The sequence below is a fragment of the Marivirga atlantica genome (genome assembly GCF_016734805.1).
GTDB classification, from domain to species: domain Bacteria; phylum Bacteroidota; class Bacteroidia; order Cytophagales; family Cyclobacteriaceae; genus Marivirga; species Marivirga atlantica.
The window spans coordinates 1-19,568 of record NZ_JAERQG010000002.1 but is presented as its reverse complement, the minus strand read 5'-3'; the positions used below and the strand labels follow the sequence as shown (position 1 = coordinate 19,568).

The following is a 19,568-nucleotide window of genomic DNA, read 5'->3' as shown; positions in this document are numbered from 1 at the left end:
TTAATTGTACTGATTATCAGATAATTAACATTTCTTAATATTTTTTTATCTACCCAATGGAAGACCTACTTTCTGACTTTATAAACAAGCTTAAAAAGATTTTTGGTCATTATGACGCAGATCATCATCGGTTTGAAAAAGCTAGCAATTCCGAAATTGCCAGAGAACTTGGCTATAGTGATGCCCAATTTTCAAGATTGATAAATGGATCAGCAACTGAAGGTGAATATCAGAGAGCTAATCAGAATATAGACAGGATCATACTGCTTGATAAACAAGCAAAGGAGATTGATAAGTATAAATCAGGAAAGGAAGAATCCAATTTAAAAAAAGCATTACCAATAATCAGTGGCATACTGGCAATTTTACTAGTAACCTTGAGTGCTTTATATATATTTAGAACACCAAAAAGAGAAATTATTGAGGTTAAGAACAAAGCAGATAGAGCTACTACGCTAAAATGGGCTTTCGAAACGTCTTATGTGAAACCTTATATCAATCTTGATGATCTACCTAATGATTGTAATTACCCCTGCTACAAATATCAAGGCAAATGGACATTAGATGCATCTTACAAAATACCTTTCTTTAGAGAACAAAACGGCTATCACTACCTGGCAAAAGAAGTGATCATGTATGCCAGATGTATGAGTGAGGAATCAGCCACTGGTGATAGATTTGAAGGATATGAATATCAAAAACATGAAATATGGTACGATAAAAGAGAACTACCAATTGATTCATTTATTGATGAAAAAGGCCATATCAAAAATACCTATCGTGAAATGAAGTTGAATGAAAACGAGAATTTTATTTTAGTAGCTTACGTGCATACTTTTTTCAGGAATGAATTTACTTTAATAGACAGCTTAATCAAAAGAACTGGAAAAGTGATAGGCCGAGATGTGGAGCTTGTACCTGATAAAAACCTATTAGCTTCAATAAATGATGAATCAAAGGTTAAAAGAATAAAAAATAGTATTAGCAGAATTGCCAATAACAGATTGGAAGATTTTTCTAAGCCAATATCATGCAATATGGCTCAGGCACCTTCAAAAGACTTTCATCATATAAAAGATGGAGACATTATGGATTTCTCGTGTGAACTAACCACAAGTCGCGTAGCCCTGGCTTACGATAAGAAATATATTCTTGAAGATCAATATATTAAAAACACTTGCCGAAGTTCAATTGAGTAACTTTATCTGTTAATTCGGTTTTAACATATTTTTTAAAGTATTCATAACTTCAACATTTTCTTTCGCTTTTATAGCCGAACGAATATTTGTTTTTTCCCGCTCAGTTAATCTCCAATTAAGCGATGCTCTTTCCTCTTGTTTCTGGGTTTTTGAAATGGTCAAATCTTTATAGAGGTTAGCATCATATGTGAGCGTGTAATAATTCAGATCTCCTTTAAACCATTGTTCGGCATACTCAACAAGCAGGTCATTCCTGATGTCCTGAACATTTGACCAGTTATTGTATACACTAGTAATAGGAGTGAAAATCTTTTCGGTAATGGAAAGGTTTTCCTTTTGCTTAATCTCATTTACTTTCTTTGAATCTCTGATCGAAAGTATGATTACTCCAGATGTATTCTGCTCAATCCAATCTTTAAAAATATTTAAGAATAAAACTGCATCACTTACACCAAAATTATCTGCAAGACCTGCATCCATAATTTCTAATGAAGGCTCGCTAGGCAAATTTATATTTGGGGTGATGTAAGGGAATGAGGCACTCATCCGTAATGCTGTAAGAAAACTCAAATTTTCAGCATCTTGGTTTTTAAATAAGCGTAAAAAGTCAATACTCCGGTAAGAAGCATCTTCATTACTAATAGAATCAAGCATGCGGTTTTCGCTCATATAACTCACCGATGAAGGTGTTACGTAAATCTTTCTTCCATCATTTACACTTGTTGGAGAGAGAAATAACAGAGGTATATCAGCCCTCATTTCAGGCTCTCGAAATGCTTTAAGCGGTTTATTAAGTATCCCCTCCAAATTTCTGTTAAGCTTCTGTTCAAAAGCATAGCCCCTATCCTTTGGATATGCGTATCCATTATAATCATAAGTTTGATACCTTATGAAAACATCATTTGTTAACAAGCTGAAAATAATTGGATTTAGAGCTTCTTTACCAATATTATCAAGGTATTTTTTATTGGTAACCCGAAGGCTGTCAACAGTTTGTGATTCCCACTTTAAACTCCTGAAATAAGCAGCACCAATTAAACCACCTGAAGCACCCGAAATCATTACAGTATGCTTAAACAATTCACCTTTCGTAATACTATCGAGATGCTGTAATGCATGCATTGTCCAGTAAGATGAGCGCTGGCCACCACCACTTACTGATAATAAAACCAGCTTTGGTTTATAGCTAAACTTATTGCGCCAGTTATTCAATGTTTGGAGTGTCCTTTCCTTATCCTCTTCAATATGAGCTTTGGTGTTAATTTTTTTAATGGCTTCAACTGAATAAGAAGCTGGTTCATCATTATAATTAATTCCGTATGCATAATGAGTCTTAGCAAACATATCAGTCTTTACCAGACTATTAATTATTAGAAATAACACTATTGAAACTGTTAGCGCCCAACTTCTAAACCAATAGCTTACTGCCCCAATAAACATCAGTATAATAGTAAGAAACAATACGGCACTGGCAGCAGCAGGAATTTGAAATATTGGATGATCTCTGAATGCCCCTAATACAAGTATGAGAATAAAAATGAATGCTTCTGCAATTACGGTATTGAGGTGATTTTGATTGAAAATACCGTATATCAGGCTTCCAAAGAACTCACTGCTCCTTTCGTGAACTTTTACCCATTTTAAACGGAGTGTGAAATATCCTGAAACTTCTATTTGCTTAGCTTTTGACTGCTTATATCTATTGACATTAGCAATTCTGGCCATCTTAATCTTCCTAATCTTCCTTTCAACACGTTCAGCAAGTACCTCTCGTAAATCTTTATTGGTAAACCAAAAATAGGATTGTAAGCTAAACATAGAAATCGCTACACCAAAAGGTAAAGCAAAAGCATAAAAGAGTGCATCTGATAATGGCTTTAACTCAAAATACACCTGATAATTTACTACCTGAGCCAGATAGTTAACCAGAAAAGCTATTGGAATAATGGCATTGTTTAATGAAAACCTAGCAAAAGGTTTATCTATGGCCCCTAAAAAGTGAAAATTAGGCCCTACTAAAATGTAAGAAGCAATATTAAATGCTATAATTAAGCCTCCGAGTGTGAGCCCAACCAGGAAAAAACTCAACAAACTAACCTGATCTAAATACTCAGGAGATAGGAATAGAAAAGGAATGCCTAAGCCTTTAGCGAAGCCTCCATTTATTGTTAAAAACAAAATTAGCCAGCATAATAATAAAAACTGATTCTGTTTAAAATGTAATAGTAATAGCTGGATCGGAAATGACTTATAAATATTCTCCAGCTTTCGGCTCATGATTTATAACTTAGGTGATTTATACAATCTTATAAATCTTCAAAAAGAAAATTGTTTAAAGTATACTTTACCAATCCCGCCAAATTCTTTGAACCGGTTTTTTCTAGCAAGTTTCTTTTATGAGCCTCTACAGTACGCACACTAATAAATAATTTGTCCGCAATTTCTTGATTGCTAAACTCATCTATTACTAGTCTAAGTACTTCTTTTTCTCTGGGTGAGATAGCAACGAGCTCTTCACTCTTCTTTTTATTACTGTAATAATCCATGATGGCCTGAGTAGCCTCTTGGGTATAATAAGTTTCACCCTCCATAATCTTCACTACAGCCTCTTTAATTTCCTTTTCGCGAGCATTTTTAAGTAGGTAACCTGAAGCACCCGCCTGAAGCATTTGTTTAACATATTGACTATCCTTTATCATGGTGAGCGCCAATATTTTAATTTCAGGGTATCTCTCACTTACCTCCTTTGAAAACTCAACACCATTCATCTCAGGCATGCTTATATCAGTCATTACTAAATCAACCTTCCCTGGATTATTCTCTAAAAATATGAATCCCTGCTTTCCGTTGGCTGCCTCTCCGGCAATTGAGATATTATCCTCAGCTTCAAGATAGAATCTGATACCATCACGTATCAGTCTGTGATCATCAACTAATAAAACATTTATCATATCGAAATATAATAATATATTAGGATAAATTAATATATGCCCATGGAAAAGACTTCAACCAAAAAAACCCGACTTTTTTATTTGGATGACAATGAAATTAACATTGAATTAGTCAAGATAAATTTCGAGGATAACTATGACGTAATTGGAGAAACCGATCCAGAAGCAGCTATAAAATACCTATCTGAAAATGAGGTTGATGTGATTTTAACCGATCAGATTATGCCTTATATGGATGGGATAGAATTTCTGGAAAACATCAAAGATATTCAGCCTCAGGTTGCAAGAATACTACTTACGGGAGTTGTAAATCAGGAAGTTATGCTTAAAGCGATTAATAAAGTTAACATTTATCGCTTTCATGAGAAATCTGACAACTTTGACGCCCTCAAACTTGATATAGACAATGCCTTTAAAATGATAGAAACCTACAGAGAGAAGGAATTCTATCAAAAACAGATGCTTGAGGCTAGTGAAAAATATAAAATCATTTCTGAGAATGTACCTGCTCAAATTATTCAAACAGACTTAAACGGTACTATTCAAGAAGTTAATAAAGATTTTGGCTCCATTAAAACCGACTCTATCGGCCGAAATATACTTGAATTTATTCCTGAAAGTGAGGCGAAAAGCTTTCAGGAAGCTATGCAAAAGGTAGGTAGAACAGGTAGATACCTCCATATTGTAACCAGAGCCTTTAACTTTTATGAAAACTATAACTGGCACAGCACGATAATTGGGCTGCTGCATTCAAAAAACCATAATACCAAGGGCTATCTTATGGTAACAGAAGATATTACTGAAAGAGTAAATAATGAGGAAAAAATAATGTCTGCAGTTATTGAAGCTGAAGATCGTCAGAAAAGCAGAATAGCCAGAGATATACATGACGGACTTCAACAGACACTAACAATAGCATTGATGAATTTTGAGTCAGTAGGTAACATATTTGAATTGCTGCCTAAAGACAAAGCCGAAAAGTACATGCGTGCTTTTCAACATTTAGAACAAGGCCTTCATGACACCAGAAACATTGCATACAGTTTAATTCCTAAAGCTGTAGAAGACTTTGGCTATATTGAAACAGTAAAAAGCCTTCTTGAAGAATTAAATGATAGTTTTGATATAAACTTCAACTTCTATACAAATTTAAAAGATCGGATAGAAAGCCAGAGCATTGAGTATAATCTATTTAGGATTACTCAAGAGTCAATCAACAATATTCTTAAATATGCCGAGGCCCATGAGGTTTTCATTCAACTCATAAAACAGGATAATTTATTACAGCTCACCATTGAGGATGATGGAAAAGGCTTTGATTATGATGGAAGCATTTCTTCAAAAAGTACCTCAAGTTTCGGCTTATTTAACATGCAAAAACGTGCTGAAAGTTTATCCGGTAAAATGATTATTGATTCCACTCCTAAAAAGGGAACGCTAATTTATGTTGAAATACCATTGAAATAGAACCCAACTCCCTGAATTTCAGTTTAATTTTACTATTTTAAGAATAACTTGATGTAATTAATTAAAATGGATGCGGGGTATTTCATTAATAATCATTTTTCTGATAATCACACAAGCTTCCCACTTAGGCTTTTCACAGGGAAGTGAGCTCTCATTATTTAACAATAAAGCTGATAAATTCTGGCATTCAAATTTGGATTCTGCTTTCTACTACGCTGAAAGGGCCAATGAATTATCAAAAAGCAGCAACGATATTGCAGAAGTTTGTAGAGCTAAAGCCAACATGGGTATTATGGCCTATACGAAAGGAAAATATAAAAAAGCTATCCTTTTTTATGACAGTGCATTAGCGCTGGCTAAAAATAACCACCTAATACATGTACAATTTTCTTTACTGAAATCTACAGCTTTAAGAAATCAATCAAACTACAAGCAAGCCATAGGTTTTCTACAAAATGAAATTAAAGAATTTACCAATGAGGATCCAGATTACTTAAAGTTGAACCGCACGCTCTTATCCTTATATGTTGAACTCGGAAGAATAAATGAAGCACAGGAAATAATCAACAGTATAGAGCAATTAAATTCCAAAGCCCCTTTTGCTGAGCTAACTAATTATTACATGATAAAAATGAAATACTATGGTCGTATTTCTGATTTTAAAAAATCTGATAGTTTGGCAAATAAATTATTAAGCTTATTTGACTCTACCAATAACAAACTTGATAAATCATCGGTATTACTCCAATTAGGCAGTAATGCAATGGAAATCAGCAACTTTGATACTTCATTTTACTTTCTTAAAGAAGCCAAATCAATAAATGAAAGTATTGGATATAACTATGGCATTGCTGAAACCAACAGATTAATAGGCAGTCTTTATTCATATTTAAATGACTTCCAGACGGCAGCAGAATTTCTCTATAAAGCATTACAGGTGTTTGAGAAAAATCAAAATAGAAATGAGGTTCAGAAGGTCTATTATGAATTGGGATGGATTTATTATTCGCGTGAGCTTTATAAAAAGGCAGAAGAATATTTAAGGAAGTCGATAAATATATCAGAGGAAATTGGAAACCTGGACTACTTGGGAAAAGCTTATAATGCTTTAGGAAATGTCTATTATGAATTAAACGATTACGAAGAGTCACTTAATAACTACCTAAAATCAAGCAAATTCCGAAGTGAATCAAAAGACCTGATCGGTTATGCTGCAAGTAAGTTTAATGCAGCTATCGTGTATGATGAAATCGGTATGGATGAAAAAGCAATCGAGATATACCTGGAAACTTATTTAATTGATAAACAACTTAATAATCAATTAGGGATGGCTATTGGAGAGTACTATTTAGCCCGGTTTTATCTTGAGAATGATAGCCTTAATAAAGCAATACAATATATTGATAAGGCTGTTGAAAAACTTGATGCACTAAAAATTAAAAATGAGCAATTAGAAGCCTATTCTATAGCAAGTGATATATATGAAGAAACTGGCAATTTAAAAAAAGCCAACTTCTATTTAAGATCTTATTTAAAACTTAAAGAGGCAGTCTTTCTTGAAGAAGAGAAAAGTACCATTGATAAATTAGAAGCAAAATACAAACTGGACAGTTATGAACAACAAATAAAAATCCTAAACCTTGAAAAAGAAAATGCCCAAAACGAGCTCAACCTTAGGGAAAACACTATTGCCAATCAACAAATGCTAATTTATATATCAATAGCAGTTTTCATATTATTAGTGCTGTTACTTTACATAACTTTAAGATTTCTTAAAATAAGGTCTAAAACCAACAAAAAGCTTACAAAATTAAATAAGGAGATAAGCGAAAAGCAAGAAGAAATAATATCCCAAAGTGAAGAATTACAAGCCGCTAATGAACAAATAAAGCAATTTAACCTTAAGCTTGAACAAAAAGTACTAGAGCGAACAAATGAATTGGTTCAAGCTCAAAAAGATTTAGACCTATTTTTTTATAAGGCTTCACATGATTTTAGAGGCCCCTTAACAACATTCATGGGGATAAGTCAAGTAGCGAAAATGAGCATATCTAATACTGAGGCACTCGAACTCTTTAAGCGCGTGGAGAAAACGGCTAAAAAGCTGGATAAGATGGTCAGGAAGCTTCAATTCATTAGTCTTTTAAATGCTCAAGATATTAATACTCTTAGCAAAGAAGACATACAAACTGAAGAAGTTTTTAGTAAGATTAAGAAGGATGTTCAATCTACTTCAAGAGGTTCAAATATTGAAATTAACTGTAAAACTAATACAGATAAAATCTCTTTTTATCAGGAACATCTTGAGATTATGATTGAAGTATTGGTGGAAAATGCCATTACATTCAATAATAGTCCCGTTCCCGTTATTGATTTAGAAATTAGTATCAGCGAAAAATCACTCGTGATAAAAGTAAAGGATAATGGGAATGGAATTCATCAGGCGGAATATTCACAAATTTTTGAGATGTTCCATCGTAACTCAGCCGAGTCTAAAGGTAACGGATTAGGACTGTTTTTATTAAAAAGACTGGTAACCTATTTAAATGGCGACATAAAACTATCAAGTGAAATAGGCGAAGGAACGGAATTCACACTGATATTTCCTTATAACTGATTATAAATTTGAATCGTAACATTTTCCCACTCAATGGGTTTTCTAATCATACTTTTTAAATAACTATTTTTTATGGATACTAAAGAAGCATTTAAAACCAGACTAGAGGCACAATTAGAAGAATGGAAAGCTGATTATGATAAGCTTGCAGCAGAAACTAAGGGGCAATATGCTGAAGGCGCAATTGAAGGGTCACCAGAATACAAAGAGCTACAAAGCAAGATGGAAGATGCCAAAACCAAGTTAGAAGAGCTGCAAAATTCCAGCGAAGATAAATGGGAAGCAATCAAAGCAGATATGGAAAGTACATGGAGTGGCTTAAAATCTAGCTTTGAATCAGTTAAAAGGAAACTTCAGGAATAAAATAAAAGGCTTCGATGGAAGCCTTAATTATTTACTTACACTTATCAGTACCAGAGAAAAAAAATCTGTATAGAATTATATTTTAAGATTTAGGGAATAGGTAGTACTTTAGTTTAAAATATTCTTATTTCCTATTGGTCTCACCTAATCCCATTTTAACCACAATCATTTTTGTATTTGCTTTACAGGCTCTGCTGTTAAGTGTTCTTCTGTTGAGAAAAAAACCGCGTAACCTTTCCAACATATTTCTGGCACTACTGGTGTTTTTCTTTGCCTTAATGGCTCTAAATATTGCCTTAGTAACAGTTCTCCGTAGTTACGATCTCTTTCATTTATTCCGCTATGTCCAGCTTGAGCTAATGTTTGGCATAGGTCCTGCAATATATTTCTACACCAAAAGTATTACTCAGCCCACATTCAAATTTTCCAGGAAAGAGCTTATCCATTTTATTCCTGTTACACTTGAATTTATTTTCTACAGAACCTCATTTTACCGACTGGGTGCCGATGGCTTATATGAGGCAACGCCACATCCTTACACTAAAATATACCTGATTGAACAATGGCTGGGGATTATTTCCATCACTGTTTATACGCTACTTTCCTTGCAACTATTCTTTCAGCATCAAAAAGGGCTCAAAAAACACTATTCCAATTTGGAGAAGAAGACATTAAAATGGCTTAGAACACCACTTCTTATTTACTCTGGTTTCTGGATTGGCTGGAATATTTTGACAGAAATTGACCGCTTTGCTTTTGACAGAGCGTATAAAGAAGCATACTTTCTACCTACTTTTGTTGGGCTGGCGATAGTCACCTGCTGGATAGGATTTAAGGGTTATATAAAATCACAAGTGGCGCCACCAACTCATGCAACTGTTAAAAAAACAAAGTTTGACAGTAATTCTCAACATCAGGCTTTAGCAAAAGACATTACCAAACTAATGAGTGAACAAAAGCCTTACCTTGATGCGGACCTGGACCTGAGTAAACTTTCTGAACTACTCGAAGCTAACCCTAAGCAAGTTTCAGCAGCCATCAATCAGCACTTTGAAAAGAACTTTTACGAATACATCAACAGCTACCGCGTAGAGGCTTTCAAAGCACGAATGACACAAGCAGATAGCGACAAACTCACATTACTCGGTCATGCCTTTGAATGTGGTTTTAAGTCCAAATCTACTTTCAACCATGTATTCAAAAAAATAAGCGGAAAAACCCCGAGTGATTACGTTAAACAACTAAAAAAGGAGTCCGAAAAGAAGCAGTCGGTCGCTTCACAAGCTTGATCATCATACTTTTGTTGGAAAATACTTATACCAATTTTATGAACAAGCGTATTTACTTAATCATCTTTTTGCTCATCGCGGGCCAATTAAAAGCTCAAGACAAATTCAGTAAAAAGGTAGTACTCGAAGATTTAGCCTTTTTGAAATCGTCTTTGGAAGAAACGCACATTAATCTATATGCCTATACTTCAAAAGAGGCATTTGAAAAGAATTATGAAGAAGTTTGCGCTTCGATCACCAAAGACAGTTTAAGTCTTTTGGAAGCAACTTCTCTTTTTCAGCACGTCATCACAAAAGTTAACAATGGTCATACAGAAATCTCATTCCCCGGTCAGGCATATGGTGCATATGCCTATGCAGGCGGAACCATCTTCCCTTTAGAAATTGCCTTTGAAAATGGGAAATCACTTATTCGAAAAAACTGGTCCGATTATGAAGATATTGAAATTGGTTCTGAAATAATCAGTATTAATGGCCAATCCATTGAATCGATTCTGACGAAAATCTATCCGTATATTTCAGCTGAGCGTGAATACTTCAAACTGGCGAAAATAGAGCTATTTTCCTTTCCACGATTATACTGGCAAGTATTTGGCGATCAAAACCATTTTGAAGTTAAAATTAAGACAGATGGAACCACAAAAGCCTATTCATTAAAAGCCATTGATCTCATTAATGGATATGAAATGAAAAGGACTGAGATTATTACAGGAAATAAGGAACTCAAATTTTTGGATAAGACTGCATACATGGCCATAGGCAGTTTCGGAGGCGATGAAGCTGAATTTAAATCATTTATCGACTCATCTTTTACTGAAATCCGTAAAAAGAAAAGCCAAACGCTAATCATTGATTTACGCAACAATAATGGGGGAAATGATTCCTTCAGCGATTACCTGGTTTCATACATCGCAGATAAACCATTCAAGTGGAATTCAACTTACACGCTAAAAACTAGTGCATTTCTTAAAGAGCATATCAGGCAAAATTATGATACTACCCAAGCCATATGGAAAGCAGCACTCACTCATAAAGATGGTGAAATTTATCCATATGACTTCGGGGCATATGAACCACAACCTGCTTCCAAACGGTTTAAAGGAAAGGTTTATGTGTTGGTGAACCGCCAGTCATACTCACAATCGACTGTAACAGCAGCTCAAATAAAAGATTATGGTTTTGGCACCATTGTGGGTGAAGAGACTGGTGAATATGCTTCTTTATATGCTTCTATTTTTTCCTACTCGCTGCCTAACACCGGAGTGGAGGTACATGTGCCCAAAGGTCATATGATTCGTGTAAGCGGTCGTGAAAAAGAACAAGGTGTTATTCCTGACATCATCATCAAAGATCACTTACTGGATGAAAAAGATGAAGTGTTGGACACTTTAATTAAAAAAATTAAGGAAATAGAATAGTATATGCTATTTATTTACACTTCTCAGCACTCAAATTCTGATGTCCTCTCCCATCTTTACATTTCCAGGCATGTTTGATTTCTGCCACTTGCCAAACGGTGCCTCCAAGCTTTAATCGAATCCAGTAATATTCATCATCCAATGAATCATCAGGTAAATTAAGCTTTTCAATAATGACTGCTGCATCAGTAATTAATTCATTACCGCTTAGGCTTTTAGCAACCATATTGACATTTGGCGCAATCATCTGCTGACCAGCAACTCGTAAGGCTATGCTTAACGGACTGTATGCCCATGGTAAACGAACAGACATAGCCTTTTGGATACTCTCATTATATGGAGCAACTTCTATCTTTTCACCATTATCTTGAATTGCCTCTTCATATGACCACAATTCGTTGTTAAGTTCTTTTTCATTTTGTGACTTACCAGAATCACATGCAACCAGAAAAATTGTTATTGCTAAGAAGAATAGACCACTTCCTTTCATCATAGTTTTATACAATTAATAATATACTTTTAAGCTTTGTGTTGTATTAGCACTGCTTAACCTGAATTTAGCTTCTTTATACTTCGGAGCACTAAAAGTGTTTACGGCATTATTACTTGCCCCATAGCCTTCCTGTGGTATACCCATCATGTTAGTATCCATATCTCCGCTATCATTTTCATCATGTAAAAAAACTATAGCATATTCACCAAAAGGCACATTATCGAATATAATTTTCTGATTTGTTTTATCAACTTTTACCTTTTTAGATTTAACTGCTCCACTTGCATCATCAGGAAATTTATCAGCACTATTAAAAAGAGAAATTAACAGGTGACCTTTTGAGTTTCTCAATGGCCCTATTAGTACAGTTATATTTCCATTCTGGTCCTGCGCTTTTATTTCGGGTAAAAAAGACGCACAAAAAATTAAAGTAAAAACAAGTACAAGTCGTTTCATCAGTTCTGGGTTATGGTTAAAATATTATTATTTATGTCAATATTAATTTTTCCTAGTCGCTCCAATACATCAATATTAATCAGCATTGCTCTGTTTAAATCATCTGACACCTTTGCTTTCACATTTTTTAATTCGCGAGTACCAACCTTAAGGCTATTTATATTGAAAGTATGAGGAGCTCTAAATGGCTTTTTTGGGTCAATAAATTCATAATAGTTACCTTCTAACCACTCTTTATATCCGAGCGTTTTTGTTTGAATTAATGTTTTGGCTATATCCTTTGAGATCAGAATTTCATCTGATGTTTTTTCAAGACCAACATAAATTTTTAATACATCATTAATCAAAATAGGCAATTCAACATTTCCTGAATCATTTTGCTGTATAGGAATACTTATGTGATTTCTGGTAAATAGTGCCTCATCAAAGGATTTATCAATCTTAGTCACATCATCAGCTTTTTCAGGATAAATCATTTTAAACTCATCAATTGACCAATCAGACCAGTAAAGGATAAACTTTTTGTCTCCAAATACAATCTTAATATTTTCTAATAAAGGTGATGATGGTAAACCAGCATTCCATCTGCCTTCATATATCTTTTCTTCACTTGGTGCAATAATGCCTTTTAAGTCTCCATATAACCACTCAGGCTGTTTCCCATCAATATAAACCAGCTTGTAAGCATCATTCTCCCTTGCCAAAACCACGGTATAAGAATTTGAACCAGAAGACAAGGAGTAAACACCTTCTATATCTTCACGGCCTTCTTCATTCCATTTTGCTTTTAACGAATCAAGTTCAAACTGTGCATAAGCACTTCCGGAAAACAGCAGAAAAAGCACACAGATAAATATTCTCATTGATTTAAATAATTAATTTCGAAAGATTGATAACAGTATTACTTGCACTTATGTACTATGTAAAGCTAGCCTAATTTTGTTAACAATGAAAACCCCTAAAATCCAAAAAGATTCTATCAAGTAGTATTTTATAGCCTTGAAGGCTACGATAATTACGAAAACAAGACTTTAATTTCTATTATCTCTGATAATATTTCTTAGTTTTGTCGGTATTCAAAAAATTCAATTCGAACAACATATACATAATTACCAACTATTCATATGCAAGAAGTTAACAATTTCCTCATACTAATAGACAGCTTTATTGGTAGTGCAGCATGGTTTCCTTACGCACTATTAGGCACAGGCTTGTTTTTTACTATTTACTTAAAATTCCCTCAGGTACGTTTTTTCAAGCATGCAGTACGTATTGTAAGTGGTAAATTTGATAGGGATGATTTACCGGGTGATACTTCTCACTTTCAAGCGCTTGCTACAGCACTATCTGGCACAGTAGGTACCGGTAATATTGCAGGTGTTGCTTTCGCTATTCACTTAGGTGGACCGGCTGCTTTATTTTGGATGCTTGTGACAGCGGTATTGGGTATGTGTACAAAGTTTGTAGAGGTTTCTCTTTCACACAAATACAGATCAAAGCTTGATGATGGTACTATGGCAGGTGGCCCTATGTATTATATGAGAAATGCCAACTTTAAATTCAACGGTAAAAAGGTTAACCTAAAGTGGTTAGCTGCCATTTTTGCCTTTGCAACAGTGCTTTCCTCATTCGGAACAGGTTCTTTGCCGCAGATTAATAGTATCTCAAGTACCATGTTAGCTACTTTTGGTATCGATCAAATCATAACTGGTGCTGTTTTAGCAGTTTTCTTAGGCCTTGTGATTATTGGAGGTATTAAAAGAATTGCCGCTGTAACATCTAAGTTAGTGCCAGGTATGGCGATCATTTATTTTATTGGTGCCTTTGCAGTTATATTTTATAATTATGAGAATATCATTCCTTCATTAATGGCTATTTTCGGTGACATCTTCACTGGATCAGCTGCAACAGGAGGTTTTATTGGTGCTAATTTAGCTTTTGCATTTAACAGAGGAGTTAACAGAGGTCTTTTCTCTAACGAAGCAGGTCAAGGTTCTGCTCCAATTGCTCACGCTTCAGCTAAGGCAAACGAACCGCTATCAGAAGGTATGGTTGCTATTTTGGAACCTTTTATTGATACCATCATCATTTGTACAATTACTGGTTTGGTTTTACTTTCTTCTGGTGCATGGAACGAGAAGCATGTAAATCAATTTGAGTATTCTGAAATTGAAATTCTGGATAAAAACTACGCTGAATCCAATGTTGAGGCAAAGGAAAAAATTTACAATCACTTGAACGATGAGGAAAAATTACCACGCTACAATGGTGATTTGGTAGTTGAAAATGGCAACATAACAAATACTGAAGATTTTACCTTCATACACTCAAGGTCGTTTGCTGATAACATTAAAGTTTACAAGAACGAGGGTTTAATAGAGGAAGAGCTATTTGATGGAATTATTAAAGTTGCTGGTGGTAATATTGCACCGGATCAGGATGTTAAGTTCATTGGTGAATCTCTTGTACATAGTGCACCATTAACCGCATTAGCCTTTAAGCGAGGATTCTTCGGAGAATGGGGTCAATATATTGTATCAATTGGTTTGTTATTATTTGCCTTTAGTACGGCTATCAGTTGGTCTTACTATGGTGATAGAGCCATGACTTATCTGTTTGGCCCTAAGTCAGTAGTATATTATAGAGTTGTATATGTGGTAGCATTTTTCTTTGCTTCTTTTCAAGATACAACTATTATATGGACGTTATCAGCAATTACCATTGCCCTAATGACGCTTCCTAACCTGGTAGGTATTATCTGGTTAAGAAAAGACATGAAGAATACCATTTCGGAATACGGAGATTTCTTTGAGGAGAACTTCCCTGGAGAGAAACATCCGAAATTTAAATAAGGATAAGTCATACCTATAACAACAAAGAAGGGCTACTGAAATCAGTAGCCCTTCTTTGTTAATTCCTAATCAGAATTAACAGCTTGTGCTTTAAACGGTTGATAAATACTGCTTAGAATATCATATAATAAGCAGTATTATCAACATTGATTAGAAAATCAGCTCTCTCTACATACTTTTTAAGTTTTTTATCAGTAATGCTAATTCCTGCCTGGCTACCTTCATAAACAAGCTCTCCATTAGCATCAAGGATCGTCACCTTAGTATCATTTGAACAATCAATAATTCCTTCCTCCTTTAACATCTCATCAAAAAGCTCAAACTCTTCATTCTTTTGTATCTCAGCTATAAGTTTTTCAACCTCCACAGATTTTTTCACTTTCTCTTTTTTACCTTCTTCTCCAGAAGTACCATTTGCCATTAAATTTGCGCTAAAAAACACACACATAATCAATGTGATGATTCCAGCTTTTCCGATAGTTTTTAAATTTTTCATTTGACTAACAATTAATATTTACATCTTGTATAGCTAAGACGCTGCCAAATTTATTATAGTTGCACATAGCCTTAAAATTGGTTTAAAGGCACATTTTCGGGATGCATGGTGAATTTTGTGTTCACAAATGAACAGCTAGTTGTCTGCTAACGACCATTAACAGACTATTTGCAGTAACATGCTTTAGCTAAACCTTGAAATAGTTCGCTTGATAGGGGTGTAATATGCTGAACCAAAAAGATTAAGATGTAATAAAAGTGGATACAAATTATAAATTTCCTTTCTATTAATAAATCCATGCTCTAAAGCATTTGATTCTTCATAACTCTTATAAAATGTTGAATCAAAACCTCCAAACAAATATGTAAAGGCCAGATCCGTTTCAAAATGACTGTAATGAATAGCTGGATCAATTAAAGTAGGTCCGAACGCATTGTTTGCTATGAAGTTACCGCTCCATAAATCCCCGTGAACCAAACAAGGTCGAACTTTAGGAAAGATATTATCAGCTTCTTTTAATAACTTCTCGAATAAAGCTATATCGTTTTTATTTAAGCTACCGCTATCAATAGCTAATTTCAGTTGTGGCTTAATACGTTGATTAATCCAGAAGTTTGTCCAACTTTCATCTTGCGTGTTATGCTGCTTTAGACTACCCAGATAATTATCTTGATACCACCCAAATGCATCAGCTGTTGATTCTTTATGCATAGCAGCAAGTTGGCTCCCAAATTTTTCCCAAAAGGCTTTACCTACCTGTTCATTGGCAATAAAAGGCAGTACTAATATCTCATAATCATCAACTATCTCAGATAAAACTATTTTAGGAGTATTAATCTGATTTGTATCAGCAATAGCTTTTAATCCTTCTACTTCAAAAGTTATGATGTCAGGATAATGCTTATGATGATTAAACTTTAGAAAGTATTTTCTATGGCTTATCTCAAAAGCAAAAGCACTATTAATACTACCGCCTGTAACCGACTGAAATGAAAGTTTGCTAGTCTTAAAGAAATTCTGAAGTCTTATTTGTATGGTTTCAGGAATCAAGAAAAGCTGTTTGTTTTTGTTTTGAGCTGTATAAACCTATCTGTGATGGCAAATAATAATAAAGCAGATAAGGCATAAATCATATATTTAGCTCCATTGCTTTTAAGAAAGTCAAAATCAAATGTTCTGGATAAGAGCTCGCTGTCAATAAAGAAGTAGGCACTACTTATGATAGCGATGAGCGCAACTAAAGCCAGTAAGCTCCAAAGTGCGCTTGCATGAAAGAACACTCCTTTTGGTGATCCTTTTGACTTTAAATTACTGAATAGACGACTATTAAAGTCTTCATTCAATTGATATTGAGAAGACCTAGCTTTTAAGATTGCTTCAATATTTTTATCCAAATTGTCTTTCATCACTTAATAAAGTTTTAAAAAGTCATTATTGTTTTAAGCTCATCTGAAGAAAATCTTTTCTCAAGTATAGTGCTTAGCTTTTTACGTATTCTATGAATCTTGACCTTCGCAGTTTCAGCCTTAATTCCGGTTATTTCTTCAATTTCTCTTAAGTTCAGCTCTTTCAGATAATAGAAATTAATTAATGCAGACTCAATTTCGGTTAAATCTTTTAGAGCTATTTCTATCACATAATTAACATCTGATTCTTTTAGTTGGTCTTCAGACTTAACATGATGTTGGTCATTAATCTCTTCCTTATAAGGTTTATGTTTTCGTAGGTGCATCAAGGCTAATCGGTATGCTATGGTATATAACCATGTTGAAAATTTAGCCTCCCCCTTAAATGTATGCAGTTTATCATAAGCTTTAATGAATACATCCATTGTTAGTTCTTCGGCTTCTGGCTGATTTTTTACAATGCTCAACACCAGATTATATATAAATTGCTTATGCGCATCTACTAGCGGCTCATAGGCTCTTACCTCTCCGGCCAACACTCGCTGTATGCTTTTATTTATCTGCTCTGCATTCACTTTTTATATGATGCTGATTTTATTCATCAAGTTACAGATATATTTAACTTTTTTATTTTTAGAATTATCAATAAAAAATATGAGCTGCTGTAACCGAACCTTAAGGGCACGCATCAAAGCATTTGAAACTAAACTACAAATAAAATGCACAACGACATTGCACTTCTAATACCAATTTTTGCCATACTTGGTGGAATCACCATGATCATTTTCATCAGAAGGTATGAGTACCTGGAAAAACAACAGATGATTGAAAAAGGTATGGATCCTACAGACTTTATGAAAGTTAAAAAAAGCAGTGGCTGGGGAGCAGTTCGCTTTGCGTTCACTGCAATTGGAGTAGGATTAGGAATATTTATTGCAACTATTCTTAGAGATAGCGGAATGGATGAGGACACAGCATTCCCTGCAATGATTTTAATAATGGGTGGTATAGGCTTGCTAGCTGGAACTCATTATGCTAAAAAACAAGAAAATAAGGAAAGCCATTAAATAGTATCTAGTAGTTATAATAAGTATTCTAAAAGCACTGATAGCAAGCTTAGCTAAACAGTGCTTTTTTATTGGTTTGAAAATAATACCCACTAATAAATCTCTTATTTTATATGAAACAACTCTCAACTCATTAACTATTTACTTTGGGAATGAAGGCTTTTATTCTATTTTTGCACAAAACTTAAAATGAGTATAAATGAGCGTTTTAGTAAATAAAGATTCAAAAGTAATTGTACAAGGATTTACGGGTTCAGAAGGATCATTCCATGCCGAACAAATGATTGAGTACGGAACCAATCTTGTAGGTGGTGTAACTCCTGGTAAAGGCGGACAAAAACACCTTGGCAAACCAGTATTTAATACAGTAGAAGATGCTGTAAAAGAAGCAGGAGCTAATGTATCAATTATTTTTGTACCACCGGCATTTGCAGCAGATGCTATTATGGAAGCTGCTGATGCAGGTATTAAAGTTATCATCACCATTACAGAGGGTATTCCCGTAAAAGACATGATGAAAGCTAAAACCTACATTCAAGATAAAGATGTTACGTTAATTGGCCCTAACTGTCCGGGAGTTATCACTCCTGAAGAAGCTAAAGTTGGTATTATGCCAGGCTTTGTTTTCAAAAAAGGAAAAATCGGTATTGTTTCTAAGTCTGGTACATTAACTTATGAGGCTGCTGATCAAATCGTGAAAGCTGGTTTCGGTATTTCTACAGCAATCGGTATTGGTGGTGACCCAATAATTGGAACTCCTACTAAAGCTGCTGTTCAAATGCTAATGGAAGATGACGAAACTGAGGCCATCGTAATGATCGGTGAAATTGGTGGTAATTACGAAGCTGAAGCTGCTAAATGGATTAAAGAAACAGGTAACAAAAAACCTGTGGTAGGATTCATCGCTGGTCAAACTGCACCTCCGGGTAGAAGAATGGGGCACGCTGGCGCCATCATTGGTGGTAAAGATGATACTGCTGAAGCTAAAATGAAAATTATGGATGAGTGCGGAATATTTGTAGTGAAATCACCTGCTGATATTGGTGAAACTATGAAGAAGGCTCTAGGTAAATAAAGAAAGGAAAAGAGTACTAAGTATTAAGTACAAAGATTTAAGGATTAGCTGTGGCTAATCCTTTTTTTATGTATAAAATTCCTTAACGCAGAAAAATCATAAGAAGCTGATAATCTGTTTATTAACACAGCGAATCAACTAGTAAAAAAATATTTTAAAATATTTTATCAATAGTGGGTTACCTTTTGTCTGCGAAGGGTATATACTTATACAAACACACAAATTTTATTCATACACCTGTTTAACACGGAAAGCCCTCTTTGAAAAAGGAGGGTTTTTCTTTTTATAGCCTTGTCTCGTCCTGAAATAGCGTTACACAAAAGAATGTGTAATGAAAGAATATGTAAAAAGAACCCAGAAGGACTACAGTTTATCCTTAAAGCTTCAAGTAGTTTGGGAAGTTGAATCAGGTGAATTGT

18 protein-coding genes are annotated in these 19,568 nt (G+C 34.5%); 9 read left to right on the top strand and 9 right to left on the bottom strand.

Features of this window, described 5'->3' with window-relative positions; genetic code table 11:
• Window positions 1–56: 56 nt before the first annotated feature.
• On the top strand, window positions 57–1,199 hold the full coding sequence (locus tag JKP34_RS07535) for a hypothetical protein (protein WP_201919408.1): 1,143 nt from the start codon (window positions 57–59) through the stop codon (window positions 1,197–1,199).
• Between the two features lie 9 nt (window positions 1,200–1,208).
• On the opposite strand, the gene JKP34_RS07530 is transcribed toward JKP34_RS07535, so the two are convergent.
• Both JKP34_RS07530 and JKP34_RS07525 read right to left on the bottom strand, forming a co-directional pair.
• Window positions 1,209–3,377: a patatin-like phospholipase family protein gene (locus JKP34_RS07530; RefSeq protein WP_201919406.1), complete on the bottom strand. Its 2,169-nt coding sequence runs from the start codon at window positions 3,375–3,377 to the stop codon at window positions 1,209–1,211.
• A 128-nt stretch (window positions 3,378–3,505) separates the two neighbouring features.
• A complete protein-coding gene (locus tag JKP34_RS07525) occupies window positions 3,506–4,150 on the bottom strand; it encodes a response regulator transcription factor (protein ID WP_201919404.1) in 645 nt (214 codons plus the stop codon).
• A 42-nt stretch (window positions 4,151–4,192) separates the two neighbouring features.
• Here JKP34_RS07525 and JKP34_RS07520 point away from each other — a divergent pair, with 42 nt between their 5' ends.
• From JKP34_RS07520 to JKP34_RS07500, 5 genes are all read left to right on the top strand, one after another.
• Complete coding sequence (locus JKP34_RS07520) at window positions 4,193–5,617, top strand: response regulator (protein WP_201919402.1); 1,425 nt, start codon at window positions 4,193–4,195, stop codon at window positions 5,615–5,617.
• A 70-nt stretch (window positions 5,618–5,687) separates the two neighbouring features.
• On the top strand, window positions 5,688–8,234 hold the full coding sequence (locus JKP34_RS07515; RefSeq protein ID WP_201919399.1) for a tetratricopeptide repeat protein: 2,547 nt from the start codon (window positions 5,688–5,690) through the stop codon (window positions 8,232–8,234).
• Window positions 8,235–8,306: 72 nt separating this feature from the next.
• A complete protein-coding gene (locus JKP34_RS07510; RefSeq protein ID WP_201919398.1) occupies window positions 8,307–8,597 on the top strand; it encodes a sll1863 family stress response protein in 291 nt (96 codons plus the stop codon).
• A gap of 212 nt (window positions 8,598–8,809) precedes the next feature.
• A complete protein-coding gene (locus JKP34_RS07505) occupies window positions 8,810–9,886 on the top strand; it encodes a helix-turn-helix domain-containing protein (protein WP_201919396.1) in 1,077 nt (358 codons plus the stop codon).
• Window positions 9,887–9,924: 38 nt separating this feature from the next.
• A complete protein-coding gene (locus tag JKP34_RS07500; RefSeq protein WP_201919394.1) occupies window positions 9,925–11,304 on the top strand; it encodes a S41 family peptidase in 1,380 nt (459 codons plus the stop codon).
• Between the two features lie 10 nt (window positions 11,305–11,314).
• Here JKP34_RS07500 and JKP34_RS07495 read toward each other — a convergent pair whose 3' ends face one another.
• From JKP34_RS07495 to JKP34_RS07485, 3 genes are read right to left on the bottom strand one after another with little or no spacing between them, the layout of a single operon-like run.
• The gene (locus JKP34_RS07495; protein WP_201919392.1) at window positions 11,315–11,797 is read right to left on the bottom strand and encodes a hypothetical protein; all 483 of its coding nucleotides are present in this window, start codon (window positions 11,795–11,797) and stop codon (window positions 11,315–11,317) included.
• A 12-nt stretch (window positions 11,798–11,809) separates the two neighbouring features.
• Window positions 11,810–12,253 carry a DUF2141 domain-containing protein gene (locus tag JKP34_RS07490; RefSeq protein WP_201919390.1) on the bottom strand — a complete coding sequence of 148 codons (444 nt, stop codon included), beginning with the start codon at window positions 12,251–12,253 and terminating at the stop codon, window positions 11,810–11,812.
• The gene (locus tag JKP34_RS07485) at window positions 12,253–13,116 is read right to left on the bottom strand and encodes a hypothetical protein (RefSeq protein WP_201919388.1); all 864 of its coding nucleotides are present in this window, start codon (window positions 13,114–13,116) and stop codon (window positions 12,253–12,255) included. Before JKP34_RS07485 ends, JKP34_RS07490 begins: the two co-directional genes overlap by 1 nt.
• A 261-nt stretch (window positions 13,117–13,377) precedes the next feature.
• Between JKP34_RS07485 and JKP34_RS07480 the strand changes: the two genes are divergently transcribed.
• Complete coding sequence (locus JKP34_RS07480) at window positions 13,378–15,105, top strand: alanine/glycine:cation symporter family protein (RefSeq protein WP_201919386.1); 1,728 nt, start codon at window positions 13,378–13,380, stop codon at window positions 15,103–15,105.
• A 112-nt stretch (window positions 15,106–15,217) separates the two neighbouring features.
• Here the strand turns inward: JKP34_RS07480 and JKP34_RS07475 are convergent, their stop codons facing one another.
• The 4 genes from JKP34_RS07475 to JKP34_RS07460 form a co-directional block, all read right to left on the bottom strand.
• Window positions 15,218–15,601: a hypothetical protein gene (locus JKP34_RS07475; RefSeq protein WP_201919384.1), complete on the bottom strand. Its 384-nt coding sequence runs from the start codon at window positions 15,599–15,601 to the stop codon at window positions 15,218–15,220.
• Window positions 15,602–15,784: 183 nt separating this feature from the next.
• Window positions 15,785–16,651, bottom strand: coding sequence for a fructosamine kinase family protein (locus tag JKP34_RS07470; protein ID WP_201919382.1), 867 nt, complete (start codon window positions 16,649–16,651; stop codon window positions 15,785–15,787).
• Window positions 16,648–17,007 (bottom strand): hypothetical protein, encoded by a 360-nt coding sequence (locus JKP34_RS07465; RefSeq protein WP_201919379.1) that lies wholly within the window; start codon window positions 17,005–17,007, stop codon window positions 16,648–16,650. Before JKP34_RS07465 ends, JKP34_RS07470 begins: the two co-directional genes overlap by 4 nt.
• A 14-nt stretch (window positions 17,008–17,021) precedes the next feature.
• A complete protein-coding gene (locus tag JKP34_RS07460; protein WP_201919377.1) occupies window positions 17,022–17,582 on the bottom strand; it encodes an RNA polymerase sigma factor in 561 nt (186 codons plus the stop codon).
• Window positions 17,583–17,726: 144 nt separating this feature from the next.
• Between JKP34_RS07460 and JKP34_RS07455 the strand changes: the two genes are divergently transcribed.
• Entirely contained in the window at window positions 17,727–18,074 is a 348-nt protein-coding gene (locus tag JKP34_RS07455) for a DUF6249 domain-containing protein (protein WP_201919375.1), read from the top strand.
• Between the two features lie 199 nt (window positions 18,075–18,273).
• Window positions 18,274–19,149 (top strand): succinate--CoA ligase subunit alpha, encoded by an 876-nt coding sequence (gene sucD, locus JKP34_RS07450; RefSeq protein ID WP_201919373.1) that lies wholly within the window; start codon window positions 18,274–18,276, stop codon window positions 19,147–19,149.
• Window positions 19,150–19,568: the final 419 nt, after the last annotated feature.

What these genes read in the sequence shown, in the direction of transcription:
- JKP34_RS07535 (WP_201919408.1), top strand. Translation starts at nt 57, where the DNA reads ATGGAAGACCTACTTTCTGACTTTATAAACAAGCTTAAAAAGATTTTT.
- JKP34_RS07525 (WP_201919404.1), bottom strand. Translation starts at nt 4,150, where the DNA reads ATGATAAATGTTTTATTAGTTGATGATCACAGACTGATACGTGATGGT.
- JKP34_RS07520 (WP_201919402.1), top strand. Translation starts at nt 4,193, where the DNA reads ATGGAAAAGACTTCAACCAAAAAAACCCGACTTTTTTATTTGGATGAC.
- JKP34_RS07515 (WP_201919399.1), top strand. Translation starts at nt 5,688, where the DNA reads ATGCGGGGTATTTCATTAATAATCATTTTTCTGATAATCACACAAGCT.
- JKP34_RS07510 (WP_201919398.1), top strand. Translation starts at nt 8,307, where the DNA reads ATGGATACTAAAGAAGCATTTAAAACCAGACTAGAGGCACAATTAGAA.
- JKP34_RS07500 (WP_201919394.1), top strand. Translation starts at nt 9,925, where the DNA reads ATGAACAAGCGTATTTACTTAATCATCTTTTTGCTCATCGCGGGCCAA.
- JKP34_RS07495 (WP_201919392.1), bottom strand. Translation starts at nt 11,797, where the DNA reads ATGATGAAAGGAAGTGGTCTATTCTTCTTAGCAATAACAATTTTTCTG.
- JKP34_RS07490 (WP_201919390.1), bottom strand. Translation starts at nt 12,253, where the DNA reads ATGAAACGACTTGTACTTGTTTTTACTTTAATTTTTTGTGCGTCTTTT.
- JKP34_RS07485 (WP_201919388.1), bottom strand. Translation starts at nt 13,116, where the DNA reads ATGAGAATATTTATCTGTGTGCTTTTTCTGCTGTTTTCCGGAAGTGCT.
- JKP34_RS07480 (WP_201919386.1), top strand. Translation starts at nt 13,378, where the DNA reads ATGCAAGAAGTTAACAATTTCCTCATACTAATAGACAGCTTTATTGGT.
- JKP34_RS07475 (WP_201919384.1), bottom strand. Translation starts at nt 15,601, where the DNA reads ATGAAAAATTTAAAAACTATCGGAAAAGCTGGAATCATCACATTGATT.
- JKP34_RS07465 (WP_201919379.1), bottom strand. Translation starts at nt 17,007, where the DNA reads ATGAAAGACAATTTGGATAAAAATATTGAAGCAATCTTAAAAGCTAGG.
- JKP34_RS07455 (WP_201919375.1), top strand. Translation starts at nt 17,727, where the DNA reads ATGCACAACGACATTGCACTTCTAATACCAATTTTTGCCATACTTGGT.
- sucD (WP_201919373.1), top strand. Translation starts at nt 18,274, where the DNA reads ATGAGCGTTTTAGTAAATAAAGATTCAAAAGTAATTGTACAAGGATTT.